Raw genomic sequence first — 25779 nt, 5'->3', positions numbered from 1 at the left:
CCAAATACGTTAAAGTATTTCGACTTAAGCTGAGTTCACCAAACAGCTCAGCTGAGAAAAATGATAAGAACTTGCTAGAACAATGATGAAGGAATAAAGAATGAGCCGTGTTGAATTTCGCTGGGATGATCCATTTTTAATTGAGCAGCAACTAAGCGAAGAAGAGCGCATGATCCGTGATACAGCCCATGCCTTCTGCCAAGACCAGTTAATGCCACGGGTGCTTGATCAATTCCGCCATGAAACAACCGATCCGCATATCTTTAGAGAAATGGGTGAATTAGGCCTGCTCGGACCCACCATCCCAGAACAATATGGTGGTGCAGGATTAAATTATGTGAGTTATGGACTGATTGCCCATGAAATTGAACGCGTGGACTCTGGCTATCGCTCAATGGCCAGTGTGCAAAGTTCTTTGGTGATGGTTCCCATTCATGAATTCGGGACTGAACAGCAAAAGCAAAAATATTTACCCAAACTTGCAACAGGTGAATGGATTGGCTGTTTTGGTCTAACCGAACCCGATCATGGTTCAGATCCAGGCAGTATGGCCTGTCGCGCCAAAAAAGTAGCAGGTGGCTACCGCTTAACTGGCGCCAAGATGTGGATTACCAACAGTCCAATTGCGGATGTATTTGTGGTGTGGGCTAAAGAGCTTTCACCTGAAGGAAATGTCGGCCCGATTCGTGGCTTTATTTTAGAAAAAGGTTGGCAAGGACTTTCTGCGCCTGCAATTCACGGTAAAGTCGGCTTAAGAGCGTCTATTACGGGTGAAATTGTGATGGATCAAGTCTTTGTGCCTGAAGAAAATGCATTTCCAGAGGTTCGTGGCTTAAAAGGCCCTTTCACCTGCTTGAACAGTGCCCGTTATGGTATTGCTTGGGGCGCCATGGGTGCAGCCGAGTTTTGCTGGCATACTGCACGCCAATACACCCTAGATCGAAAACAATTTGGTAAAGCACTGGCTGCCAACCAACTGATTCAAAAAAAATTAGCCGATATGCAAACAGAAATTGCGCTCGGCCTACAGCTTGCCCTTCGCTTTGGTCGAATGAAAGATGACGGTATTGCCTCAGTGGAAGCGACCTCTCTGATTAAACGCAATAATTGTGGTAAGGCCTTGGAGATTGCCCGTTTGGCACGAGATATGTTGGGCGGAAATGGAATTAGTGATGAATTTGGTGTTGCCCGTCATCTGGTCAATCTTGAAGTTGTGAATACCTATGAAGGCACCCATGATGTGCATGCTTTGATCTTAGGCCGTGCCCAAACAGGACTCGCAGCGTTCTAAAGCGAAGTGACGACTGAGACGAAACGGCGAGCATCAAAGTTTGATGACTCGCCCTATCCCATGTTGATCTTATCTAGGTCAATACTCGTACATTGATTAAACTGAGCGAAACGTTGTAACTCTCGTTTGAGTGCAAGCAAGAATGAATCTTGATCCTGCAGTTTAGCCTCTTGCACATGCAAACTAATCACTTCTAATCGCTTTTCACGACGATGCACTTTGCAATCAATTTGCCCCACAAAATCATCCGCATAAAGCAGCGGTAAGCAGAAATAACCATATTGTCTTTTGGCGGCAGGCACATAACATTCAATGCGATAATCAAATCCAAACAAGCTGCTTAAACGTTCACGATGAATCACCAGATTATCGAAAGGAGACAATATTTTGACCTCTGCTTGGATGTTCGGTTCATGCGCTAACACGGCGCTGGCCACATAAATCGGTTGTCCATTTTCAAGCTTAATCAGCTTGATCACGCCAGCATCAATCTGTTCATCAAGTAATTTACGCATAATTTCACGTAAATCCTTATTGGTTTTCAAATGCAGTAATTGCTTCCATGTAAATACGCCATGAGCACGTATAGCTGTATCCAATAAATACTGTGCATATTCCTGTAAAGTCGGTGTGCTTAGATCAATGCCCTGTGGTATGCAACGTTCAGCCAGATCATAGACTTTTTCCATGCCATTGCGTTCACAGATCATTAAATCGCCTTGCATGAATAACTGCTCAATCGCCTTGCGGCTTGGCCCTGCATTCCACCAACCTGCGGCACCTTCCCGTTTGCCTTTTTCCATATTTCTAAGTCGGATTCTGCCTTCAGCTTTCACCTGCGCCAGAATCTCCTGCATTAGTTGCTGATCGCCTCTTGAGAAGTAACGACTTTCCCCATTACGCACTGAATTCATCAACGGCATGGCATAGCGATAATCTCGCATCGGTAAATAGGACGCTGCATGCGCCCAATGCTCAAAAACAAGCTGATCTTGTACCAGTTGATTTAAATGACCCAATTGATAATTCGGCACCCGACTCCACAGCACATGATGATGGGCGCGCTCAACCACGGAAATGGTATCTATTTGCACATAACCCAGATGTTCAATCGCTTGTTGTGTTCCCGATAATCCCTCACCAAATTTATTATTTTGTTCTAAACCTTGATGAGATAAAGCTAAGCGTTTTAATAATGAAATCATAATATTATCGTATAAATAGTGTTCATCAACCCAGATGAGCGAAAGTGAAATAATGGAAGTTATTCAAACTAAACTAACACAATCCTGCCAATCCCTTGCTTATTTTCCTTGTAAATAAAAACGTGGCGCCGCGCCTAAAGAACGTTTAAAAGCTGCGGTAAAAGCACTGCTGCTGCTATAACCCAGCTCCATTGCCACACTGGTAATGGATTGGCCCAATTCCATTCGGGTCAACGCATTGAGTAAACAGGCTTGCTGCCGCCAATTGCTAAAACTCATCCCAGTTTGCTGCCGAAAAATTCGGGTGAAGTTACGGCGACTCATCCCCACCTGCGCTGCAATATGATCAAGATCATCCTCCAAGCTCGGTGTCTTCAACAATTGCAAACACAAGGCAGCTAAACGCGGCTCTTGTGGTAAGGGCGCATTTAAAGGCAACTCTGGCATGAGTGCAATTTCTTCAATAATCAATCGCATTAAATAATCATCTCGACCACCCAATTGGTATTCCGCAGGGAGATCAACTGCAGTAGACAGTAGCTCATGCAATAACGGCGATACATTGATCACTGCACAATGGCTGGGCAAATCTGCCTGCATTGCAGCTTGTGGAAGAATATAGGCACTGCGTGTTTTGGTAATCCCACCCATATGCACTTCATGGTCAATCCCAGCAGGAATCCAAAGCGCACGTTTCGGTGGCACCACCCAACTGCCTGTATGGGTTATCACCGTAAGTACTCCTGTAATGGCATATAGACATTGACCTCTGTTATGCCGATGACTCGGCAGCAGGTGACTATCTGGGTAGTCATTACCTGTTGCCATTACATCACGCAGTACATCCTGAAAATCATTGACCTGAATATTGCGCATTGCCTTCATCCCTGAAAATGGCCTGAACTCGATACTATCTGTCCCAAATATGATTGTGGGCCGATTTCTGTTCAGTTTAGGATAAATGCACTGAAAAACAAACCTCTTTCAGCATCACCATTTAAGCTGATACAACGTGTTGGAGCAATCATGGCAAGCAATACAGGCACTCTTGAGAATGCATTTCCACAAGCGCAATTTCCACCCAATGATCAACCCCAAAAGTTCATATTACGCGTTGTCGGCGCAGTAGCGTTTGCCCATCTGCTAAATGATTCGATTCAAGCCGTGGTGACTGCAAGTTATCCGATGTTAAAGGCCGAATTCTCTTTAAGTTTTGCTGAAATTGGCTGGATTGCCTTGGTCTATCAAATCACCGCCTCTTTATTACAACCTTGGATTGGTCTCTATACGGACAAGCATCCAAAACCCTATTTATTACCTTTAGGCATGGCAGCCACACTGCTTGGTATTGGTTTGATGGCAATTGCTGCAAGCTTTCAAGGCTTATTGTTTGCTGCTGCACTCATTGGGGTGGGTTCATCAACCTTCCACCCAGAAGCCTCTCGCATCGCCCGTACCGCGTCAGGTGGGCGTTTTGGTACCGCCCAATCCATGTTTCAGGTTGGCGGCAATACCGGTTCTGCGATTGGGCCATTAATGGCTGCGGCTGTGATTATTCCGAATGGACAAGGGGCGATTGGTTTATTTGTTTTGGTTGCTGCTTTGGCCATATTTGTTTTATTACGTGTGACCAAATGGGTCATCAAGCAGACACCTGTGCAGCGTGTTGCCAGTCAACCTGCCATTTCTACCTTGACCCGTAAACAAGTGATTCAGGCAATGGCCGTGATTTGTGTGTTGATGTTTGCCAAGTTTATCTATATCGCGGCCATTACCAATTATTTCACTTTCTACCTGATTGAACGCTTTAATGTTTCGATTCAGACCTCTCAGCTGTATCTATTTATATTTTTAGGCGCAGTAGCACTCGGTACTTTTGCTGGAGGTCCAGTTGGAGACCGTATTGGACGTAAAGCTGTGATTTGGGTGTCATTCTTAGGCATTGCCCCATTTGCGCTGATGTTGCCTTATGTCGGCTTAACTGGCACGGCAATTCTGGTCATTATTATTGGTTTAGTCATGTCCTCAGCCTTTTCAGCCTTAGTGGTCTATGCACAAGAAGCAGTACCCGGTCGTGTCGGTATGGTTGCTGGTTTGATGTTCGGTCTTATGTTTGGTATTGGTGGAATTGGCGCAGCAGGTCTTGGTCACTTGGCTGATACCCATGGCATTGTATGGGTATATAAGCTCTGCTCTTTCCTACCACTGTTAGGTTTTATCACAGCGTTATTGCCGAATACCAAAAAATAATTATTTCATCAGCAGATGCAGCATGCCAAATGCATCTGCTCCCATAAATAAGCATGATCTTGTTTCTCTTCACCGTTAAGTGCTAAAATTTTCAACAGATGAGTGGATTGTTCAATTCATTCATTTTCATTGTTACGATAAAAAATCGCGAAAAATTGATACAGATAGCTTTTCATTAAAAAATATCTTATCGACACATATCCCAATCTTTAAGATTCGGTCAGCGTTCATCAGGGCTTGAGTTGTTATCAGGCATCGTTAACAGGTTTTCGCAGCATTGCTGTACCTGCTTTTTCGATAGGACGCTTTATGAATCGCTCTCTATTTATTATTTTTTCGACCATTGCTTTAGATGCAATCGGAATCGGGCTTATTTTTCCAATTTTACCCACATTACTTCAAGATATTAGCCATACTCACCAAACTGCGCTGTACATCGGTCTGCTCGGTAGTCTCTATGCTGCCATGCAATTTATCTTTTCCCCCATGCTCGGTGCATTAAGTGACAAGTTTGGACGACGACCGATTCTGCTGCTGTCACTGGCAGGCTCGACCACCAACTATATATTGCTCACCTTTTCACATAGCCTCGTACTGTTATTCATGGGGCGAATCATTGCAGGCATGAGCAGTGCCAATATGTCTGTTGCGTCTGCTTATCTGGTGGATATCTCAAAACCAGAACAGCGTGCAAAACATTTTGGCTTAATGAGCGCGATGTTTGGCGCAGGTTTTATTATTGGGCCAATCCTGGGTGGTTTGCTCGGTGAATATTGGCTCAGGCTTCCCTTTTTGATTGCAGCCATACTGACAGGTCACAACTTTTTATTGACCTATTGGGCGCTATCTGAATCAAAAACAGCAGATCATACTCATCAAGAATCTGCAATGACACTTAATCCATTTAAAGCTTTTGCTTCACTTCGCTCGATCCCCAATGTGTTGCCCTTAATTGCCACTTTTTTTATCTTTAGTGCCACAGGTGAAGCCTATGCGGTTTGCTGGGCTTTATGGGGACATGCAGCTTTTCAATGGAATGCTTTCTGGATCGGTCTTTCTTTAGGCATGTTTGGTTTATGCCAAATGCTGGTTCAGGCTTTTGTTCCACAACACGCATCCAGCCGCTTTGGTAATCGAAATACAGTCTTAATCGGCATGAGTTGTAGCGCTATTGCCTTAGTGGTGATGGCTTTTGCGCAGCAAGGCTGGATGATTTTTGCCATCATGCCAATTTTCGCCCTAGGCAGTATCGGTACCCCATCTTTACAAGCCTTGGCTTCACAAAAAGTCTCATCTGAACAACAAGGCCAGTTTCAGGGCATCATTGCATCGACGATCAGTTTAGCCTCTATGTTTGCCCCACTGTTGTTCTCTAGCCTATATTTTCAATTTCAATCCAAATGGCCAGGTGCTATATGGTTAAGCGTGGCCGTGATTTATCTGCTTGCCCTTCCACTTGTCCTTCGTAGCCTGAAACCAAACCTACAGCCATAAGAATGACAAAAACGTAATTTTCCTGTCGCCTAGAAGTACTGATGCTACTTGGATAATCAAACATGAAAGCAGATGGCGCTGATTGTGCCATTTCCCATACATCATGCTTTAAAGAGGATAAGAAATGAGTCTTGTACAAAACAGTAAAACCATGTTGCGCAACCTGATCATCGGTACAACCCTAACCATCGCCACATCTACGGCCTTTGCTCATGTCAGCTTGATCAGTGCTAGCCCTGCTGCAAATACCGTTGTTTCAACCCAACCTAAAAACCTAAGCCTTAATTTTGGTGATGAGGTGATGTTAATGAAAATTCAAGTGTTAGATGAACAACGCCGAGAATTGCCGCTGAATTATAAAGTCAGCCATGACCTGAAAAAAACCTTTGATATTGCCATCCCTACACTGAAAAAAGGCAAATATACCGTGCTTTGGAGCACCATGGGCAAAGATGGTCATAACATGAATGGTGAATATAGTTTCAGCTTTAAATAAGACATCGCTCATAACGAGATATGAACAATTTACCAACTCGATCAATGAGTAAGTTGTTCATCCCAAGGAATAAAAATAATGTCTGAATATTGGATATTTGCCGCTTGGTTTAACAAAATAAGCCTTTATCTCGGCATGATTATGGTCATTGGCGGTTCATTCTGCTACTTCCTATTAGGCCGTTATACTGCAATAAAAAGTACCATTGTCCAATATATGACATTGGGTGCAGTTTTAGGATTGCTTTCAAGCGTATTGGCCTTTTTACTTTTAATTGGTAGCTTTTCTAATACAGGTCTACTGGGCATGTTTAATTGGACCTATATCAATATTATAATTAATACTGCTACAGGACATACCCACTTCATTCGAATCTTCAGCTTTGCACTGATTCTGTTATTACTCATTTTTAAGCTCAATCAAAAAAACATTCGAGTTAATATCTTTGAAAAGATCTTTTGGGTGATTTCTATATTCCTAGTCACTTATAGTTTTTCTCAACTGGGTCATGTGACCAATTTATCCATTTTTGCCCAGCTGTTATTGACCATCCATGTGCTTTTAATGTCTGTCTGGATGGGATCACTGTACCCATTATGGAAAATCAGCCACATCATCACTGGACTGCCATTAAAACAGGCTATGCATCTATTTGGGCGGATTGCGGCATTTATTGTAGCGATATTAATTGCATGCGGTGTCAGCATCGCTCTGTTGTTGTTTAAGGATGTTGATACCCTCCTCACAACGCCTTATGGGCAAGGTTTTATCATTAAACTATTATTTGTTTTTAGCATTTTATTATTAGCTGCATTTAATAAATGGTACTTTACCCCGCGCTTGCAACAGCCTAAATTTGCGAAACAGTTGGGTTATGCCATCCTGTTTGAAATGTCACTTGGGTTAATTATTTTAATGACCACCGCATATATCACGACTGTGGTCGGGATTGAGTGATTTACTATAATGTTGATGCTGATTTTAATATCTCTCAATTCACCTTATGTTTCTACGCAGTGTCTAATGACTATGTTAACATGCCGTGTTAAGCACCAAAACAATAAGGCCATAAAGCTTACACAGGCACCCAGTAAACATACCCCATACCACCCCGATTTTGCATAGGTGATGGTTGTAGTGATTGCTCCCAATCCACTACCTGCGGCATAGAACAACATATACAGTCCAATTAAGCGGCTTTGATTGTCCTGTCCAGTTTGTAAGATCATGCTTTGATTGGTGACATGTAAAGCTTGCCCACCCAGATCCAGTAATAAAATACCGATGATTAATGCCACAATTGAGTATTCCATTTGAGCGAATGCCAACCAAGACAATAAGATGACGAGCAATGCAAAAGCACTGGTTCTTTGTGCAAAGCCTTGATCTGCCCATTGTCCAGCTTTTGTGGCCATTAATGCCCCCAGTGCCCCAACCAAACCAAATGCACCGATAGCGGTATGGGAATACTGATAAGGAGGAGAACTCAACAATAATGCCAGTGCACTCCAAAAAATATTAAATACTGCAAACATCAGCAATGCCAATATGCCTCGTATTTGTAATAGTTTATTGTGATAAAGCAAACTTAACATCGACAAAATCAAACGAGGATAAGCCAACGTATTCTGTGTATTGGATCGTACTGGCAAGGATTTCCAAAGTGGGAATGCAATCATCAACATCAGTGTTGCTGCACAAAAATATACGCTCCTCCATCCAGCTAAATCGCTCACACCTCCAGCAAAAACACGTGCTAATAACAATCCGATAAACACGCCACTTTGTGCTGTACCTACGACATATCCACGCTCATGGGATTCGGCAACACTTGCAGCATAGGCAATCAGTCCCTGCGTCATAGCAGTCCCTAACATGCCAACAGCAAACATACTTGCAAATATGCCTATAGCCGTTTTAGTGATACTTACAGCAGTCAATGCAAGCACCAATCCGAATAGCTGTAATAGCATTAAACGTCTACGATCGACTCGATCTCCCAATGGAACTAACAACAATAAAGCGATCGCACAACCCAGTTGAGTCACGAGAATGACACTGCCAACAGCGGCATAACTGATTGCCAAATCCGCTGCAATTGCATCAAGCAATGGTTGCGCATAATAAACATTGGCAACACTCAGACCACTTGCAATGGCAAATAGCCACACCAAACAGGTCGGCAATTTTTTGGACTGGATTAAACAATGCTTTTCATTTTGTGATAAAGCCGATGTACAGGGACTATTCATCGCAGCACCAAACTAGTTTCAAATTAAAACCAGTTGAACCATAAGCGATCTAGTTTTAAAATGCAACTAGTCTGATTCAACTGTTCCGAGAATACGATGTCATCAAATAAAACTTCCGTAGATGAACCTTGTCCTGTTGCACGTTGTGCTGATGTGATTGGAGATCGTTGGTCATTGCTGATTATTCGCGATGTGATGGATGGGATACATCGCTTTGGTGATCTACAACGTAGTCTGAGTGTTGCACGTAATATTTTATCCAACAGACTGCATAAATTAATTGATGCTGAAATTCTAGAAATGCGAGCCGCGTCTGATGGCACAGCCTATCAAGAATATATTTTGACGGATAAAGGAAAACAGCTGTTCCCGATCGTGGTTGCATTACGCCAATGGGGTGAACAATATCTATTTGGGAAAAATGAAGCGCATTCTGTCCTGATCGAAAAATCCACCCAAAAACCTGTGCCATTAATGACACTCAGCTCAAGTAAAGGGCATATCTTAGACGCGGATACAACAGAAGTATTAAAAGTGAATCTATAGCGGCTATTAAATATGTGTTAAAAATTTATGCTTTCTTTACGCATAATTTACGATATTTTTATTATTTATCAATCAATTAAAACCTAATATACATCACATCAAATTTAACTCATATGCTGAGGATGTTATGAAAGGTTTTCATTGTGTGCTGGTTTTAACAACTGTTTTAGCCTCAAACGATGCGTTAGCATCAGATCAGCCCACAACATCGAATTTAGTGCTGAGTGGCAATGTCACATTGGCCAGTGAATATCGTTGGCGTGGACAAACTCAAACCCAGAATGATGCAGCCTTGCAAGGTAACTTTGTCTTAAATCATTCCTCAGGATTCTATGCCTCGGCTTTTGCTTCGAATGTTGATTTTGGTGATGAAGCACACTTAGAACTCGATCCTTTTATTGGCTATACCACTCCAATCAACTTAGGGAAATTCCAACCCACTCTTGATCTCGGTATGCTGCGTTATCATTATGTCGGTAAAAGCGACTTAAATTATAATGAGTATTATCTCAAACTAATCATCAATAATGCTTTGAACGATAATGATAGCTTTACACCGAGTGTGAGCTATACCCCGCAATATGGAGGCAAAGCCACTCGCCAAAGCATAGGTGAAAATGTCAAAAATTGGTATTTTAACCTTTTATATAGCACTCCCATTGCCGAAACCAACTTTGGTGCAGTTGCAAGCTTAGGCTATTCCAAAGCAAGCCAAGAAATTTATGGTGGAGATCCTAAAGATCATTTCTTCGATTGGAAAATTGGCACAAATTATAGCTATAAACCGATGAACTTAAGTGCGGAACTGGCTGCAATTGGAACCAACCTTGATAGCTCTGGTTATTCAGATAGCAATAAAAAAGGGGTTAAAACTGCCGCCGTGTTTAGCTTGACCAAGTCTTTTTAGAATAAAGCTAAGCGAAGTACAGCAAGCATCAACCAATATACAGGCTTGCTGTATGACATCGCATTTTTATCGACTGATTTATTAACCAGATTTACGCTGAAAACCTTGTTGCTCCAATAATTGAGCCCGAGTTTCATAATCAACCACTTCAAGTATCTGATGTAATAACCACATATAGCCAAAAGGATCTTTAAACATCGCGTTTTTGATGCCCATTTTAGGCATATCCTGTACCGCCTGAATCACCGCGGCACCCGCATCGACTGCTTGCTGCAATGTTTTCTCGATATCAGTGACGGTAATATTAAACCAAATCGGAATGTAGCTTTCTTGAGTAGGAGCCAGCAATCGGAAATCTGGGTTTTCATCCAGCATATGAAAATGAACCCCATGAATACTCATAATCACACTATTTTGTCCAACGACAAAATCACCAACTTCAATTCTTTCAACCTCAAAAACCTGCTCATAAAATGCCAATGCAGTTATGCTATCTTTCACGATAAAATCTATTTCTGTTCTTTGCATTTGATGTGTTCCCTGTGTTTTATTCATTCTAAGGGGCGGATTTTCTGAGCACTGTCTATACTTTGTAATACACATCAATTTGTAGTCATAAAAAAACCAAGCGAAACTCAACCTCGCTTGGCTTTCAGATTCATTGAAAATGATTATTCAATAATTAAGTCTTTGGCAGGAATACCATCACCATAGACAGGTTTTAAAGTCTTTTCATAAGCTTGATGGATGACTCCTTGTTTGGCGAGTTTTTCCAAATCTTGATTTAACCAATCCAGCAATTCTTTATTACCTTTTTGAACAGCGGGTGCAATTAAATCCTGCTCCCCTAGATTGGTGATACCCACGGTATAATTTGGATTTTCTTTTGCCCAGGCTAAGACTAAAAGATTGTCATGCGCCAAAGCTGCACCACGACCATCTTTTAAGGCATCAAACGTTTCAGTATTTTGCTCATACTTTTGCAACTTAATTTCTGGATGCTGCTTGCTAAAGAATGAATCCGCTGTCGTGCCCTTATTCACCAATAAGGTTTGGTCCTTTAATTGGGCAATATCAGTAATTGGTTTATTTTTCGGTGACACCACACCTAAGGCCACTTTTAAATAAGGTTTAGCAAAATCCACCACCTGCGCACGTTCAGGTGTTACAGTGAAGTTGGCAAAAATAATATCGACTTTATTGGCTTTCAGATATTCCACTCGATTGGCCGCTTCCGTCAATACAAACTGAACTTTATTTTCATCTCCCAATAAATCTTTGGCCACATGTTTGGCAATTTCCACATCAAAACCCTGATTTTTACCTTGCGCATCCAGATATCCAAACGGTGGCTTATCGCTAAACACACCAATACGCACCACTCCATTTTTCTTGATCTGTTCTATACTGGAGACTTGCGTTGATGCCTCAGCCGATTTCTCTGCTGACTGTGGATTTTTATTACACGCCGTCAGTCCTAAACTGAATATAGAAGCCAGCAGTAATTTTTGAATATTTGACAATGTTATTGTTTGCATACGTTCACCTTTTTTAGTGTTTTAAAAATCTGTTATTGCTTGGTGCTATCAACATCTAAAAAGATATTGGGGTTCACTTTTTCGCCATAAATTGGCTTCAAAGTTTGGTCATAAATCTTTTGAACTTCACCTGTCGCCCTGAGCTGTTTAATTTCATCATTGAGCCAGTGCAGTAATTGGGTATTACCCTTCTTCACGCCTGCTGCAATGAAATCTTCATTACCAATCTGTGGAATACCCGCCACATAATTCGGATTCTTGGCTGCCCATGCCAGTGCGTAGGTACTGTCTTGTGAAATGGCATCGCCCCGACCATCAATCAATGCATTAAACGCATCGGTATTTTGTCCAAATTTCAATAAATGAATTTTGGGATAGTTTTTACTGAAATAGATCTCTGAGCTTGAGCCCTTATTCACAATTAAAGTTTTGCCTTCGAGACTTTTAACATCGGTAATGGCTTTGGCTTTGGGTGAGACAATCCCTAAGGAGGCTTTCAAATAAGGCTCGGAAAAATCAACCACCTGTTGCCGCTCTGGCGTCACCGAAAAGCTGGCAAAAACCACATCAACTTTTCCTGACTTTAAAAACTCAACCCGATTGGCAGCTTCTGCCACCACAAACTGAATTTTATTTTCATCACCCAGTAAATCTTGAGTGACACGCTTTGCCAAAGCGACATCAAAGCCCTGATTTTTGCCCGCACTATCGACATAACCAAAAGGTGGATTGTCGGCAAATACGCCAACCCGCAATACACCATTTTTTCGAATCTGTTCCAGTGAAGTATCTTGTGTCGTAGCTTTAGGCTCTGAGGAAGCAGGTTGATTACAGCCCGTCAACACAGTTGCCATCAGTACACAGGTGATGCCCAGACCAAACATTTTTATTTTTGAAGAATGGGCATATTGCCCAATTGCTAAATTCAATCTCATAAAGTCCTCATTTTAATAATTCAAAATATTTAAAAAGGTTTTGGCGCGTTCTGTCTGTGGATGCTGAAAAAATGCTTCTGGCGAGCTTTGCTCAATGATCTTGCCCTGATCCATAAAAATAATGCGATCTGCCACTTTGCGGGCAAAGCCCATTTCATGAGTCACGATCAACATGGTCATACCTTCCTGTGCCAGTTTCAGCACCACATCTAAGACTTCCCGCACCATTTCAGGGTCTAAGGCTGCAGTAATTTCATCCAGTAAGATCACTTTCGGTTTCATCACCAAGGCACGGACGATGGCAATCCGCTGCTTCTGACCGCCTGATAAGTTGGAGGGATAGTCATATTTACGATCAAGTAAACCCACGCGCTGCAACAACTGATCTGCCAGTTGTTCCACTTCTGCGCGTTGGCGTTTTTGCGCTTTTAACGGGCCCAGCAGAATGTTATCAATCACATTCATATGCTTGAATAACTCATAGTTCTGGAACACCATCCCAATCTGTTGGCGCACGTTATCCCACGACAAGTCCTGCCCCAATACACCCACATCTTTCAGGTGAATTTCGCCTTCTTGAATGGGTTCCAATCCGTTGATACAGCGTAGCAAAGTACTCTTTCCGCAACCCGATGGTCCTAAAATCACCACCACTTCACCTTGCTGTACCTCTAGATCAATGCCATGCAAAATATGACTTTGTTTATAAAACTTATGTAAATGCTGTATCGATAACAAAGTCATGCGTTCTCCCACACTTTTTCTAAATGCGCTGCTAAAAGCGATAATGGATAACAAATCAGGAAATAAAGAATAAAGATGAAACCGTAAATCCATAGCGATGCGCTAGGGACGGTCAATAACGAGTTTTCAATAATCTGCTGCCCTACTTTCAGGACTTCCACCATCCCGATCAGTACAGCTAAAGAACTGGTTTTGATCATGCGGGTAAACAGATTTAATGCGCCAGGGGTTACTCGTTTTAAGCTTTGTGGGAAAATCACATAAGTTAAAGCTTGGATATGATTCAAGCCCACTGCATAGGCCGAATCCCGTTGATGCTGATCAATTGAGGTGATCGAAGCACGTACCAGATCACCCATTTCCGCAGTTCCCCACAAGGTAAATACAAAAATACAGACCCAAAATGATGACAACTGCCAGTTAAACCACGTTGCGAAACCAAAATAGAAAACAAACAATAAAACGAGGATGGGCACAATCCGAATGGTTTCCAAATAGAAACGGCACAGAATTTTGACCAACACATTTTTTGAGGTCATGATTACCCCAAAAATTGTCCCGAAAATGGCGGATAAAAATACGGACAGAAATGCAATTTCGATGGTTTGCAACAAGCCATACAGTAACCGTTCGATATGGCTCGGTTGAAATAAATACTCAAGTCCCATGGCTCACCTTCCGACTGCGGTATTCCAAATAACTTGTTAAAGCTGATACAGGTAACAAGATAATCAGATAGGCCATGATTAATAGGAATAGCGCTTCTGTGGTTTTGTAATCCATCCCAATCAGGTCTTTGGTCACAAACAGTAATTCAACCACTGCAATGGCACTCAAGATCGAGCTTTCTTTAATCAGAAATAAGCAGTTCGCACCAATCGCTGGAATAGACAGCGACAATGCCTGCGGAAATACCACATATTGAAAAACTTGAACTGCGTTTAAACCCACACTTCGAGCAGAATCAATTTGCCCTTGCGCAACTGACTGTAGACCAGCACGAAAGGCTTCAGCCATATAGCTACCACCTAGAAAAGTTAGACCAATCACACCACAAGTAAAACCATCGAGTTTGATCCCGATCTTGGGCAAACCGTAGTAGAGAAAAAATAGCTGAATCAGCAAGGGTGTATTGCGGGAAACCTCGATATAGACTTTGACAATTTTATTCAGTACTCGAACCTGATAGGTACTGATTACGCTACAGATCAACCCGAATAAAATGGATAACACGATACCAATAGAGGAGATTTTTAAGGTCATGAGGGTGGCCGCATAGAACTGCGGCAGCACGCTCTGTATATACTGCCAATCCAAAGAAAACATCCGAATGAAAAATTGATTCTTTTGATAAATACCTTGTTGTTATTTATCTTTGGATGAGTCTATGCTGATTGAAATTTCACATGAAATATTATTATTTGCTAAGCTTTGCTGAAATTATAATGATCCGATATTGATTTAACTCAAATGTTTAAAAGCTTTAGTGGAGCAAGATACATGTATGAGTATCCACAAACTAAAAAAACTTCATTGCTATTAAAATGATATAAGAAAAAAATGATTAAAAATTTGAAATAATACTTAAAAAGTGTACTACGCTATAAAGATTAAAAAAACAAATCCAAATTTAATCAACACACATCTAAGCACATGACTAAAATAAGTTAAAACTGCTAGACAACCTAAATAAAATATTCCCTACATAGAAAATACATTCAACAAAACGTAAAAAAACAAAACCAAAAAAATTTTCGACATATTTTGAGAGAATTATTAAAAAAACCTTAATGCTCGATCAAGCTTCTGTATTTTATATAAATTCAACCTTTTGTTAAATTAAAGCATATGATTATTAATAACAATTATATCGGTATTTAACAAATTTTAAATATTTTATCTAGACTATAAAACACCCAAGTTGATAAAAGGTCCGCTCATGTTAGTAGAAGAAAATCTAGCAACGAAAGACATTCTTTCAAATTATCAATCACCTTTCACCTACGACTTTAAATTTTCAACGCTCAAAGAAAATTTGCGACAAAATGGCTTTATCAAATATAAAGCATCCGACATCGACATCGAGTCAAAAATAACCATTGCAAGAGAATTCAAAGCCTTAGAACAAGATCCCTTTTCAGCTGCAGAGAACCATCGCTTTATCCGCTATGGCAATGCCTTGATCCTTCCTTGGGAAAAAGAAATCAGACCTATTTGGTTACCAACGACGCTATCTGAAGATGGTCAGGAACTCTCAGGATATGATCAGGGAAATAATACATCTGAACAGGATTCGATTCGCTATTTCAATGCGCTAAGTCAAAATGTAAAACTATCTCACTATCTAAATCAATTAATTACTGAAGACTATGCGCTTACGTTCGGTTTAAAGGAATATTATCTGCCAATTTATGTCGGTATACATTTCGTTAAATTGACTTCAGATGTGCAGAATTTAGGAATCAATATGCCTGATAGTTTCCATCAAGATGGTAAGCCATTTACCTTTGCCCATCTGTTTTATCGAAGCAGCAACATTACTGGCGGAGAGAATTACATTGCCAGCCCCAGCGAAAAGAATAAACGCTTAGAAGATGTAAATGCTGAGAATATTTATACGCACTTCACTTTAACGAATATTCTAGACAGTTTTGCGATGCATCACTCCTCAGTCTGCCATTACGTATCGCCAATTCAAAAGATTCCCAACAACCAACTCAACTATTTAGGTGAAAGATGGGTCATCTTGATTGATTTCTCATTAACAAAGCAAAAAATATGATCAATAAACTTTACAACAACTGCCCCTCCTTTCTGTACTATCAGATTGGAGGATTGAAAGAATCAGCAAACCGGCTATAGGTGTAAAATAGTTAAAACAGTTATTTAATTGAGTTACGTCTGTTACAGCTAAACGAAATAATTACCTTCATAACAACTATTATAGTTGATTTTAAAATAGTTATAAACTTTACTACCCAACCATTTCCTTATGTTTAAATGACATAGTTAATAAGTATTAGGCGTGTTTTACTCAAAAACTTTAACGATTACAACCGACTTTTTCACTAATAAAAACCAATGAAACTACATTTTCATTCTTATCAAAAAAAACCAAAGCAAGCTATCATCATTATTCCTAATATAATTCATATTTGTAATTTGAGTATCATTATTCATTTTTTCAAGATAATGAATAGCTTCCTCAAATCCTATTGCTTTTTTTGAACTTTGACTTCTAATCTTAAGTAAAGAAATCAGGCTTTTTGGTGTATACAATACATTTCCACCACCAAACTCTAAATCACTCTCCTTCCAAGACAATATAATATTATATATTTTCTTTATTTTCTCCTTAGATAGTAGTCCTTTAGTATTAAACCCTAGGCTTTTAAACCAGATGTTCAGAGAATTAAAATTATTTGGTAACATTATGAATCACCCTAGCTCCTTTACAGTTCCTTTAATTAAAACTTCACTTTCATCAAATAGAATTGAATTCTGTGTTCTTATCATTGTATTTTCTAAAATATTTTTCTGGAGAATAACACCATTACCAGAATTCCCTTCTGTTGCAAAACGTCTAGCTACATTTATATCCGTTGTCCATGAGGTGAATTTTGAGTTAGTTTGACTGCCAGTATGTGCCTCTGCTGTTGCATTACCACCTTTAGGAATGGCCTTACTTTTAAAATATTTTAATCTCATAAATATTTTTACATCACCATATAAACCACTCTGCTTAAAAAGAAAAAATATTTAATAATTTTCATTTATTAAAGAAAACAGACCAACAACATTTCCATCATCATTGGTGAAAATTAAATAAATTTTGTTTTCATTATTTATAAAAGAAGTATAGATATCCCCACCCTCTTTCTCTATATTTTTTAATGAAAAATCAAAATATTCCGAATCATTTACATTTATTAAATTATTTTCTCTTCTAAATCTATATAGATTAGTTACATACTTTGCAGGTATTTCATTTTCAAGATTAATAACAATATGGCTATCTAAATTTATAGAATTAAGGGCCTGTTCAGCTATATGTGAAAACTCACCTCTTGATTCAAATAACTCATTTAAAGTTATTAATAACCACTCTTCCAAAATAAGCTCTTGCACTCTATTTTCCAAAAAACCATTAAATTCCTCATACCCATTCAATATATATGAATACCAAATCCTACCAATATCTCTAACAACCATATAATCTGATTGAAGTAAATTTGAGTATCCTATTTTAGTTAGCTTACTCCATGGTTCTACTTTACACCCTAAAAAAGGGCTTTTATAATATATAAATTCATTATCATAACCAATTTTTACAAAAAAACATTATAAATTAATATTAAAAAAGCAATAAAAAATAAAATAAATACCAACAAAAAACCTAAAAAATTATGGGTCTTATAAAACGCATACAAAAGAAAAAAGAAAGAAAAACAACCAAAACCCAAAAAAAACTTAAACGCCTTACCATAATATAAATAATTTATATTTTCAATTTTATCCACCTTATCTTCATGAAAAAAACTCAACCCCCAGAATGCTAACATACTGACCAATCCACTTATTATCGGCCCTACCCAACTCATTTCAACCATAACCCACCTTTTATAAAAAATTACTATATAATTATTAACCCATTTTTTTAAAATTTTTCTATTACTTATATTACTCTATCCACCTCCCATCTAAAACAATATTTTTATTGAAATATATGAAATTACTTCAATTATCAACATTACTTTAGACTATAAAATTTAAGCAACCATCAAGATTTTCTCCAAGAAAAATTATGCCCATCCTTATCGGAAAAAATTAATCTATTAGTTCATTATAGGAAACAGGATTGCTATAGGCATATGCATTGGTATTAGGACCATCAAATAAACCCTAATGGATCATTCTCGGCATAATGGCCTGTGACTGGGTCATAGTCATGCATGAAGTTATAAAATAAATTTACCTCGGCATCGTAAGATTGCCGAGCTTAACGTAACTGTAAGTTAACTGTTTCTCTAATTGCGTAAAACAAATATCAAAATCAAATCAGTCAATAACATTCTTTCTATCTCCTATATTAAAACTAACCACCCCACTATCTAAAAACTTTAAAATTTGAGGCACTATTAAAAATACTTTCTTAATTGTTTTATCAGACATCATTTTCAACCAAAATACTCTTGGCAACCACCATGGTTTTCCCCAAAAACATACATATTGATTCTTTTTTCTTACTAGGGCTCCATGGCTTATCGATTTATAAGGCGGTATTAAGTCATTACGGTGCATAGTTATTTGAAAACATGGTTTATCATATTTATCAAAAGAAATTTCTATTTCTTCTATTTGACTATTTATTTTTTTTTGTAATAAAACATCCTTTGCTTCAATTAGATATTCAGTATCTCCATATGCTGATGCCCCTACTTGCTTAAAACCATTTTGTTCAAAATATGGAATTAACTTAGTGTCTACTAATTGACTTAAATAACGTGTTTGAGCAGGGATTCTGTCTTGCCAACGTCTATGGCGTTTCTTATAAGAATTCATTGCTTTAACTTGATCCACTTCATTCTCCTATATCTAATGTAGAGCCAATAACCCCACCTGTTGTTGCACCAACACCACGACCTACATTGGTAACTTCTTGATAGGTGGTTCTTGATATATAAAATCTATCTGAACCTATCTCTTTTCTTAACGCTCTTTGTGCTGGTGTTAATTGTGCTGTTCCAAATTTTGCTTCTACAACTTTGGTGACACCATTTTTTTTACTATATAATAGTCTGGAATTGCATTCTTGGCTTTACTTGAAAGGTTACCTAACTCTGATTCAAATCACATATCTCTGTAATACTAAGAAAATTCTATTTAATATGCGGACCAACAATTCCTTCATTAAACCAATTATTAATCTCTTCAGAATAAATAACAGCTCTTTGCACTATTTTTACAGGATCTTCACTTTTATTAAAAAACCTATTCCCAAACCATATCTTAAAAAATTTGGAATCATACAGACGAAAAGAGTATTCCATGCTATAGGACGTAATTTGATCTTGTGTTAAAAAATATCCCATTGGTGTAAGAAACTCATTTTTACTAGTTCTACCAAAGTTAATTATAAATACTGATTTCCCCTTACTATCAAGCTGAATTTCTACTCCATCCAAAGTTCCGTCACTATTTTTTCTTTTTAAATAACCAAATGGAAACATTGATCTAAGGTCTTTTGATCTTTTTTCCTCACCAGATAAAGGATAGCACTGAAATCCATTAGCAATAAAAACTGGTATTAATTTTTCACGTAATTCATGAACGAGTTGCTTTCTATTTTGCATAACTTTATTCCATATTTTCAGAAGTAATTGTTGTACCGAATCCAGTTGTACTTGAACCCATTACAGTACCTATATTTCCACCGACCTTCGAAAACCATAAGTAAGTCCATTTATCAACTTTATAGGTATCTCCCAAGACTTTCTGAGCAATTCTTTGAGGTTTAGTTAACCCAGAAGTCCCAAACTTTGATTCCACATAAAAAATTGAACCATTTCTTGTTTTCCAAACACTATCAAACTTTGTAGTTAATCCATCAACTTTAGCCTGCGTTTTAATTAACCTATTTCCTTTTAAAGTATGTTTAATAATTGATAAATATTCCCCTATATCCCCTTTAGCTGATCTTGATAAAGTTTTCAAATATTTAGGTAATAAAGCTTTTCCAACTAGGTTGCCACCTACTCCACTAAAAGCCCCTAACGCCCCTGATAACCCAACTTGCGTCCAACTCACACAATCTAAATTTCCACCATTTAAAGCCAATTGTATTCCGAAATCTGTTAAAGCCCCTAACGCAGCCCCAGCAAGTAACATCGGCACAAATTGACCTGTAGGATCATTATAAGAAACAGGATTGCTATAGGCATATGCATAGGTATTAGGACCATCAAATAACCCTAGTGGATCACTCTCGGCATAACGGCCTGTGACTGGGTCATAGTCACGCATGAAGTTATAAAATAAATTTACATCTGCATCGTAATATTGCCCTGCATGGCGCAATGGTAAATTGAATGTCACATTATTTTGGTCAACATCCTCATTTGCCAAAACATCGCCAAACTGATCTCCGTCCCAACGCCATAACACTTTACGTGCATCACCATTACCTTCACTTACCGCTCTCGGTGTCATCAAATGATCTGTATGCACACGCAATAAAACATTTGGTCGTTCTTGGCTTAACATGCCCACCAGACGATCACCTAACCAAATATATTCTCTTATTCTGTTGCGGTTCTGATCATATTCACCCAATAATTGTCCAACTTCGTTATATACAAAATAACTAACGCTTTGGATACCTGCTTTAGAGCTATATTTAATGACACGTTGCCCCAACGCATCATAACGATTTTCTATACGGTTTATACCTTGCTCAATTTGACGACTACGCCCAGCAGCATCGTATTCATAACGTCGCATCTCATCCTGAGTGATCTGTCCAGTTGCCAAATATTGGTTTGTGGTAACACGATTACTGGTAGATGCGATATTGAAAGTCTTGTTGATGGTATTATTTTCTTGGGTCTTCGTTTGATCAATACGATTCCCATTGGCGTCATATTGATAACTTAACAAGATATTGCCATGGTTTAACTGGATATCTTGCTGAATTAACCGATCCATAAAATCATAGTTAAACTGGGCATTGAGCAAAATATCTTGATCGGTGAGTGTTTGAATACGATCAGCGTGATCAAATTGATAATTTCGCGTCAGCACTCCTGTTGAACTAACACTCTCAATTCGCCCATCAGTATCTAAGCTTAGATTAAATTGATCACTTCCAGTGCCCCAATCCCATCCTGCAATTCCCAAAGGGCTATAACGAACCGCCTGTAATAACTTACCACCAGTACTTGAGCTAATACCATTTAATAAGCCTTGGGTATAACTATAAGTAATCTTTAATCCACTTGGATAGACAATATTGGCAAGCTTGCCACCTGCTGTATAAGAATATTGCACTCGCAATGGCAGATTTGGTTGTAGGGCAATTACCTTTTCAACCACATTACCCGCACTGTCACGGTTATAGCGAATACTTGTCTCTGCATTACTAATTTGAGTGAGTTCACCTTGCCCATATTGACCAGCATCGTATTGAAACTTGGTTATAATCTGGTTGGAGCCATCGCCATCCAATTTTTGGGTAACACGATCTAAGTTATCATAGCTATATGTATGAACAATATTTTGGCTATCGGTGTACTGAAATAACCGCCCGGCATCATCATATTGATAACGGGTCAAACCAGTATCTGGACTTTGTACACTTTCTAAGTCACCAAATGCATTATAACTATACGTTGTTATATTACCTCTGGCATCCATGACGGTTTTTAACTGATCCAAACTGTCATATTGGTATTGGATTACCCCTTGTGCTGGGTTGGTCTGTTGTTTGGGTCTACCTAATGCGTCGTATTGATACTGACTCATATGACCTAAAGCATTTTGCTGTTGAGTTAATTGATTAAAATCGTCATAACTCAATTGCTCATGCTGATTATGATTACCCAGTTGTTCAGTTACCCTCCCTAAGGTGTCATATACCATCGCAGTTTTAAGCACCAGATTATTGTAATTATCATTTATCTCTGTATGTGTAATTGCTCCAGCATTATTTCGGCTATACGTGACCGTATTTCCAAGACTATCCCGAATTAAACTCAGGCGCTGTGCTTGGTCATATTCATAAGTAAAAACTTCTCCATCAGGGAGCGTCACTTGAGTAAGCTGACCTGCATTATCATAAACATAACTGGTTGTCATATTCTGACTTGCAGCTAAACTCAACGTGCTTGAGCTTTGATTGGTCGTGCCTGTATCACTAAATGGTGTACCAAATCCAAGGGCTTGGCACCATTGGTTTATCAGGTCAATAATCCATTGCGCCCACTGAATTGTTTTATTGGTACTGTTATAACTTGTTTCAAAGCTTGGATTTAAACGAGTCTCTACGGTTTTAATGACTCGCCCTAAATTGTCATAACTATAAGTAACTTTATGGCCATTCGGTAATGTAATAGTTTTCGGTTGTCCAAATGCGTTATAAGCACTGAAACTGGTGATGAAGCCTGCTGCATCTGTAATAGTGATCAAATTTCCAGCATTATCGTATTCATATTTGGTCTGGTTTTGTGTAGGCTCGGTCAGCGTTAGGATTTGACCTAAGCTATTATAATGATAAGTCCAAGTTCGGCTTTTGTTACTCAACCGATCTACTATGGTTCTAGATAATAGATTGCCTGCATTATCATAATCAAAATGGATTCTGCGTAAAGGTTCTTGTATTTCAACAGGTAATGCCAATGTTGGGTGCCATTGGGTTGTTGTTATCCGTTCTTCAGTTGTCCCGACAGCTTCAATTCTTTTTATTTCAAGGTTTCGAGTTGTATCATATTCATAACTTGTGACTCGCCCAGATTGTTCATGACGAATCACATTACCTGCACTGTCGTAATCGGTTGAACTTTCTGTGATCGTACCTCGTTTCACGGTTCCAATGTGCTGCGTACCCGCTATACGTGAACAACTATACTCTCGCTCAGTCGAGTAAGGATCTACAACTCTCGTACTGTCTTGTGCATAGTTAAAACTAAACTGTTGTGTTTGATTAGCGTGTTCTGTTAATACCCCGCGATCAAAATCATCATAGGCATAGCTAGCAAAACGATTTCCTAATTCATCACTAATACCCGTAAGTAAATATGGGTTTCTTGAGGGTGCAACAGCAGAACTTTCATTATAGCTATAATAACGAATGCCTGAAGCAGGTCGACTAACCGACCACAATGTATTCCCACTATAACCATATTGAATACTCTGAGCATTGGGCAATTTAATAGCGCTCAGGTAGCCTTCAGTATCATAAATCAAAGTCAACTTTCGACCAAACTGATCTGTAATACTATTGGCTCTTACCGATGTTGCATTAGGATAACTGACGTTTACGTATTGGTTACCCGCATATTCAATTCGTGTCAGACGTCCTTTATTGTCATAAATTTCGACTTTATTGTTTTTAAGACTTTTAACCTCCCAACCAGTATTCAATTGGGTCAAAACCAGACTCATATCAGGATCAATATACCAGTCTGTGGTACCAGCAATTGGTGAAGAGCGCCCCTGCCTTGGAGTTGCAATGACTTCCTTCCCATCTTCTCGCCATAAAGTCACTGACTCTAAATTTGAAGCCGATGATTTAAAATACAAACGCATGGCATAATTATGTGTCCATGCGCGAGTTGAACCAAAAGGAGTATTATCAGGAAAGATTTGATCCGAAAACAAGCTATTATAAACACGGGTGATTTCTAAAGGCCCTATTGGTGCCTTCCAATCCGTTTCAATTTGAAACTTATTTCCAGTACTGACTGAACATGGATTTCCCAAGCCATCACAGCTTTTACCTTTATCTTTTTTTGTTTCATAAACAGGTAAACACGTCGCTGTTGTATGTTGACCAAACACAGCTTTAGTCCCTTCAGGGCAAGCATTATGTTCAGTGCACAATTCATCACACTGATTTGGGCAACTATATGTTGCCATACCAACTTCACCTGCTACACATTTCGCACTGCATTGCTGATCCCCTTTAGATATGCCCAGTGTCCCAAACCAAGCTCGGCATACTTGATCAACCTCTGCATGTGCAGCAGTTTGCGTAAATAATAGAAATAAGCTGATTGCTATTATTCTTTTTAATCCTGATCTCACAAAAAATTGGTTTGAGTACACTGGACACCTATTATTTCTTAAACTAGCGCTATCTGGTTTTATTACACTTTCACAATACAAAAAATTATAAAATATTTTATTTTAATCAGCTTATTAAAATCTGAATAACGACCTATTTTCATCAAGATCAAACTGACTTAAAGTTCCACCCAAAAACTCAACTACAGAACAAGCATTTGCGGAGGCTGAAACCACTTTAAACGGTTTAACATCATAGTGAATATCAGTAATATAACCAAAGGCATCTATAAATATAATATCAATACTATAACGCATACCAATGGTATGAATTGATCGACAAGGCGTTATTAATAAACATTGTCTAGACATCAATTTTTTTCTAAATAAAAGACCACCAGCTCTAGCAAGAAAACTTTTAGCAACTAGAATTTCAAATTTTTCACCACTCTGATTTAAATACATATTAGCCAAACGCATCCTTCATCATGATATAAAGTGGGAAACCAATAACAATAAATGTACATGGGAAAATAAAAGCGACTAACGGAAAAAGCATTTTTACAGGAGCTTCTAATGCCAACTTCTCGGCACGTAGAAAACGTTCAACTCGCCTCTGCTCTGCTTGACCGCGTAAGATTGGTCCAAGGTTCATCCCCATATTTTCGGCTTGAATAATAGCCGATACCAAGTTTTGCACAGAGGGTTGATCTACCCGCTGTGTCATATTTCTTAGAGCATCATTTTTTGGAATACCCTTACGTATATCGGCAAGTACTCTTGAAAACTCATTACGTGTTGGACTTTTGACCGCCTTAGTAACAGCTTGATCCAAAGCATTAACGAGAGTAAGACCTGCTTCTACACATAAAACAATGATATCTAAAAAAAATGGTATTTCTTTAAGAATAAGATTCTCTCTTTTTTTCTTTTGGCTTTTTAACCAAAGTACAGGATAAATCAATCCATAAAGTCCAAATGCAGCACTATATATAAGTTCTACACCAGACAAATATAATATAACTAATGAGATTAGTGTAAATACAAAACTAAAAACAATCTGTGAAGCTATAATCTCACTTGGTTTAAAGACATAATCATAACCAGCATAAATAATTTTTTTGCTCAGACTGTCTTCCATTTTTTTTGATATAAATGGCTTAATATAGAATGAGACTGCTTTTATCAAACCCCATAGGATATAAAAAAGAAATGGAGGCTTATCCAAATATTCCCTATTTTCATCGGGTACTGCGTAAATAAAACTAAAAACTTGCCAACAGAGGAAAGAGATAACTCCACCTAAGCCAAGAAAACAAGCATATAAAATTAGATCATTCAT

The 25779-nt window shown here is 38.8% G+C and carries 25 protein-coding genes; 8 read left to right on the top strand and 17 right to left on the bottom strand.

Translation table 11 applies throughout. The features are described 5' to 3' along the window. The first annotated feature begins 100 nt into the window (after window positions 1-100). Window positions 101-1291: an acyl-CoA dehydrogenase gene (locus NDN13_RS01795; protein WP_251116949.1), complete on the top strand. Its 1191-nt coding sequence runs from the start codon at window positions 101-103 to the stop codon at window positions 1289-1291. A gap of 53 nt (window positions 1292-1344) precedes the next feature. Here NDN13_RS01795 and NDN13_RS01790 read toward each other — a convergent pair whose 3' ends face one another. Both NDN13_RS01790 and NDN13_RS01785 read right to left on the bottom strand, forming a co-directional pair. After that, on the bottom strand, window positions 1345-2496 hold the full coding sequence (locus NDN13_RS01790) for a winged helix-turn-helix domain-containing protein (protein WP_251116948.1): 1152 nt from the start codon (window positions 2494-2496) through the stop codon (window positions 1345-1347). A 99-nt stretch (window positions 2497-2595) separates the two neighbouring features. Then, window positions 2596-3372 carry an AraC family transcriptional regulator gene (locus NDN13_RS01785; protein WP_251116947.1) on the bottom strand — a complete coding sequence of 259 codons (777 nt, stop codon included), beginning with the start codon at window positions 3370-3372 and terminating at the stop codon, window positions 2596-2598. A 150-nt stretch (window positions 3373-3522) separates the two neighbouring features. On the opposite strand from NDN13_RS01785, the gene NDN13_RS01780 reads away from it, so the two are divergent. The 4 genes from NDN13_RS01780 to NDN13_RS01765 all read left to right on the top strand — a co-directional run bounded on the left by NDN13_RS01780 (window position 3523) and on the right by NDN13_RS01765 (window position 7693). Then, entirely contained in the window at window positions 3523-4746 is a 1224-nt protein-coding gene (locus NDN13_RS01780) for an MFS transporter (RefSeq protein WP_251116946.1), read from the top strand. Window positions 4747-5055: 309 nt separating this feature from the next. Beyond that, window positions 5056-6240 (top strand): TCR/Tet family MFS transporter, encoded by a 1185-nt coding sequence (locus tag NDN13_RS01775; protein WP_251116945.1) that lies wholly within the window; start codon window positions 5056-5058, stop codon window positions 6238-6240. Window positions 6241-6364: 124 nt separating this feature from the next. Continuing rightward, window positions 6365-6736: a copper resistance CopC family protein gene (locus NDN13_RS01770; protein WP_005202707.1), complete on the top strand. Its 372-nt coding sequence runs from the start codon at window positions 6365-6367 to the stop codon at window positions 6734-6736. A 78-nt stretch (window positions 6737-6814) separates the two neighbouring features. Continuing rightward, a complete protein-coding gene (locus NDN13_RS01765; RefSeq protein ID WP_251116944.1) occupies window positions 6815-7693 on the top strand; it encodes a CopD family protein in 879 nt (292 codons plus the stop codon). Window positions 7694-7737: 44 nt separating this feature from the next. Here the strand turns inward: NDN13_RS01765 and NDN13_RS01760 are convergent, their stop codons facing one another. Next, complete coding sequence (locus tag NDN13_RS01760) at window positions 7738-8988, bottom strand: MFS transporter (RefSeq protein ID WP_251116943.1); 1251 nt, start codon at window positions 8986-8988, stop codon at window positions 7738-7740. Between the two features lie 96 nt (window positions 8989-9084). On the opposite strand from NDN13_RS01760, the gene NDN13_RS01755 reads away from it, so the two are divergent. Further along, window positions 9085-9534: a winged helix-turn-helix transcriptional regulator gene (locus NDN13_RS01755; RefSeq protein ID WP_251116942.1), complete on the top strand. Its 450-nt coding sequence runs from the start codon at window positions 9085-9087 to the stop codon at window positions 9532-9534. Between the two features lie 127 nt (window positions 9535-9661). Then, window positions 9662-10441, top strand: a complete 780-nt coding sequence (locus NDN13_RS01750) for a TorF family putative porin (RefSeq protein ID WP_251116941.1) — start codon at window positions 9662-9664, stop codon at window positions 10439-10441. Between the two features lie 81 nt (window positions 10442-10522). On the opposite strand, the gene NDN13_RS01745 is transcribed toward NDN13_RS01750, so the two are convergent. From NDN13_RS01745 to NDN13_RS01720, 6 genes are all read right to left on the bottom strand, one after another. Then, window positions 10523-10969, bottom strand: coding sequence for a VOC family protein (locus NDN13_RS01745; protein WP_251116940.1), 447 nt, complete (start codon window positions 10967-10969; stop codon window positions 10523-10525). Between the two features lie 143 nt (window positions 10970-11112). After that, entirely contained in the window at window positions 11113-11979 is an 867-nt protein-coding gene (locus tag NDN13_RS01740) for a cysteine ABC transporter substrate-binding protein (RefSeq protein ID WP_241289031.1), read from the bottom strand. A gap of 32 nt (window positions 11980-12011) precedes the next feature. Continuing rightward, on the bottom strand, window positions 12012-12914 hold the full coding sequence (locus NDN13_RS01735) for a transporter substrate-binding domain-containing protein (protein WP_251116939.1): 903 nt from the start codon (window positions 12912-12914) through the stop codon (window positions 12012-12014). 12 nt (window positions 12915-12926) lie between these two features. Beyond that, on the bottom strand, window positions 12927-13658 hold the full coding sequence (locus NDN13_RS01730; protein ID WP_251116938.1) for an amino acid ABC transporter ATP-binding protein: 732 nt from the start codon (window positions 13656-13658) through the stop codon (window positions 12927-12929). Beyond that, the gene (locus NDN13_RS01725) at window positions 13655-14326 is read right to left on the bottom strand and encodes an amino acid ABC transporter permease (RefSeq protein WP_251116937.1); all 672 of its coding nucleotides are present in this window, start codon (window positions 14324-14326) and stop codon (window positions 13655-13657) included. Before NDN13_RS01725 ends, NDN13_RS01730 begins: the two co-directional genes overlap by 4 nt. Then, a complete protein-coding gene (locus NDN13_RS01720; protein ID WP_251116936.1) occupies window positions 14316-14975 on the bottom strand; it encodes an amino acid ABC transporter permease in 660 nt (219 codons plus the stop codon). The genes NDN13_RS01725 and NDN13_RS01720 overlap by 11 nt, the downstream gene beginning before the upstream one ends. A gap of 622 nt (window positions 14976-15597) precedes the next feature. Between NDN13_RS01720 and NDN13_RS01715 the strand changes: the two genes are divergently transcribed. Further along, window positions 15598-16440 (top strand): 2OG-Fe dioxygenase family protein, encoded by an 843-nt coding sequence (locus tag NDN13_RS01715; protein WP_251116935.1) that lies wholly within the window; start codon window positions 15598-15600, stop codon window positions 16438-16440. 305 nt (window positions 16441-16745) lie between these two features. Here the strand turns inward: NDN13_RS01715 and NDN13_RS01710 are convergent, their stop codons facing one another. The 8 genes from NDN13_RS01710 to NDN13_RS01675 form a co-directional block, all read right to left on the bottom strand. Further along, complete coding sequence (locus NDN13_RS01710; RefSeq protein WP_251116934.1) at window positions 16746-17090, bottom strand: hypothetical protein; 345 nt, start codon at window positions 17088-17090, stop codon at window positions 16746-16748. A 6-nt stretch (window positions 17091-17096) separates the two neighbouring features. Then, a complete protein-coding gene (locus NDN13_RS01705; RefSeq protein ID WP_251116933.1) occupies window positions 17097-17366 on the bottom strand; it encodes a hypothetical protein in 270 nt (89 codons plus the stop codon). 51 nt (window positions 17367-17417) lie between these two features. Then, on the bottom strand, window positions 17418-17870 hold the full coding sequence (locus NDN13_RS01700; RefSeq protein ID WP_251116932.1) for a hypothetical protein: 453 nt from the start codon (window positions 17868-17870) through the stop codon (window positions 17418-17420). Window positions 17871-18716: 846 nt separating this feature from the next. Next, a complete protein-coding gene (locus NDN13_RS01695) occupies window positions 18717-19238 on the bottom strand; it encodes a hypothetical protein (protein WP_251116931.1) in 522 nt (173 codons plus the stop codon). A gap of 299 nt (window positions 19239-19537) precedes the next feature. Beyond that, window positions 19538-20011, bottom strand: coding sequence for a hypothetical protein (locus NDN13_RS01690; protein WP_241333895.1), 474 nt, complete (start codon window positions 20009-20011; stop codon window positions 19538-19540). A gap of 4 nt (window positions 20012-20015) precedes the next feature. After that, a complete protein-coding gene (locus NDN13_RS01685) occupies window positions 20016-24290 on the bottom strand; it encodes an RHS repeat-associated core domain-containing protein (RefSeq protein WP_251116930.1) in 4275 nt (1424 codons plus the stop codon). A 282-nt stretch (window positions 24291-24572) separates the two neighbouring features. Further along, window positions 24573-24917: a DUF192 domain-containing protein gene (locus tag NDN13_RS01680; RefSeq protein WP_251116929.1), complete on the bottom strand. Its 345-nt coding sequence runs from the start codon at window positions 24915-24917 to the stop codon at window positions 24573-24575. Continuing rightward, on the bottom strand, window positions 24904-25779 hold the full coding sequence (locus tag NDN13_RS01675) for a type II secretion system F family protein (RefSeq protein ID WP_251116928.1): 876 nt from the start codon (window positions 25777-25779) through the stop codon (window positions 24904-24906). The genes NDN13_RS01680 and NDN13_RS01675 overlap by 14 nt, the downstream gene beginning before the upstream one ends.

It is taken from the genome of Acinetobacter sp. C32I (genome assembly GCF_023702715.1).
Lineage (GTDB): Bacteria > Pseudomonadota > Gammaproteobacteria > Pseudomonadales > Moraxellaceae > Acinetobacter.
This window is presented reverse-complemented; position numbering and strand designations above follow the sequence as displayed.

Bases quoted from the DNA above. Each gene is read 5' to 3' on its own strand.
- NDN13_RS01705 (WP_251116933.1), bottom strand. From the start codon at position 17,366: ATGAGATTAAAATATTTTAAAAGTAAGGCCATTCCTAAAGGTGGTAAT.
- NDN13_RS01675 (WP_251116928.1), bottom strand. From the start codon at position 25,779: ATGAATGATCTAATTTTATATGCTTGTTTTCTTGGCTTAGGTGGAGTT.
- NDN13_RS01715 (WP_251116935.1), top strand. From the start codon at position 15,598: ATGTTAGTAGAAGAAAATCTAGCAACGAAAGACATTCTTTCAAATTAT.
- NDN13_RS01700 (WP_251116932.1), bottom strand. From the start codon at position 17,870: ATGGTTGTTAGAGATATTGGTAGGATTTGGTATTCATATATATTGAAT.
- NDN13_RS01775 (WP_251116945.1), top strand. From the start codon at position 5,056: ATGAATCGCTCTCTATTTATTATTTTTTCGACCATTGCTTTAGATGCA.
- NDN13_RS01760 (WP_251116943.1), bottom strand. From the start codon at position 8,988: ATGAATAGTCCCTGTACATCGGCTTTATCACAAAATGAAAAGCATTGT.
- NDN13_RS01765 (WP_251116944.1), top strand. From the start codon at position 6,815: ATGTCTGAATATTGGATATTTGCCGCTTGGTTTAACAAAATAAGCCTT.
- NDN13_RS01750 (WP_251116941.1), top strand. From the start codon at position 9,662: ATGAAAGGTTTTCATTGTGTGCTGGTTTTAACAACTGTTTTAGCCTCA.
- NDN13_RS01725 (WP_251116937.1), bottom strand. From the start codon at position 14,326: ATGGGACTTGAGTATTTATTTCAACCGAGCCATATCGAACGGTTACTG.
- NDN13_RS01730 (WP_251116938.1), bottom strand. From the start codon at position 13,658: ATGACTTTGTTATCGATACAGCATTTACATAAGTTTTATAAACAAAGT.
- NDN13_RS01785 (WP_251116947.1), bottom strand. From the start codon at position 3,372: ATGCGCAATATTCAGGTCAATGATTTTCAGGATGTACTGCGTGATGTA.
- NDN13_RS01745 (WP_251116940.1), bottom strand. From the start codon at position 10,969: ATGCAAAGAACAGAAATAGATTTTATCGTGAAAGATAGCATAACTGCA.
- NDN13_RS01795 (WP_251116949.1), top strand. From the start codon at position 101: ATGAGCCGTGTTGAATTTCGCTGGGATGATCCATTTTTAATTGAGCAG.
- NDN13_RS01710 (WP_251116934.1), bottom strand. From the start codon at position 17,090: ATGTTACCAAATAATTTTAATTCTCTGAACATCTGGTTTAAAAGCCTA.
- NDN13_RS01685 (WP_251116930.1), bottom strand. From the start codon at position 24,290: ATGGCAACATATAGTTGCCCAAATCAGTGTGATGAATTGTGCACTGAA.
- NDN13_RS01780 (WP_251116946.1), top strand. From the start codon at position 3,523: ATGGCAAGCAATACAGGCACTCTTGAGAATGCATTTCCACAAGCGCAA.
- NDN13_RS01770 (WP_005202707.1), top strand. From the start codon at position 6,365: ATGAGTCTTGTACAAAACAGTAAAACCATGTTGCGCAACCTGATCATC.
- NDN13_RS01755 (WP_251116942.1), top strand. From the start codon at position 9,085: ATGTCATCAAATAAAACTTCCGTAGATGAACCTTGTCCTGTTGCACGT.
- NDN13_RS01690 (WP_241333895.1), bottom strand. From the start codon at position 20,011: ATGCAAAATAGAAAGCAACTCGTTCATGAATTACGTGAAAAATTAATA.
- NDN13_RS01790 (WP_251116948.1), bottom strand. From the start codon at position 2,496: ATGATTTCATTATTAAAACGCTTAGCTTTATCTCATCAAGGTTTAGAA.
- NDN13_RS01680 (WP_251116929.1), bottom strand. From the start codon at position 24,917: ATGCGTTTGGCTAATATGTATTTAAATCAGAGTGGTGAAAAATTTGAA.
- NDN13_RS01735 (WP_251116939.1), bottom strand. From the start codon at position 12,914: ATGAGATTGAATTTAGCAATTGGGCAATATGCCCATTCTTCAAAAATA.
- NDN13_RS01740 (WP_241289031.1), bottom strand. From the start codon at position 11,979: ATGCAAACAATAACATTGTCAAATATTCAAAAATTACTGCTGGCTTCT.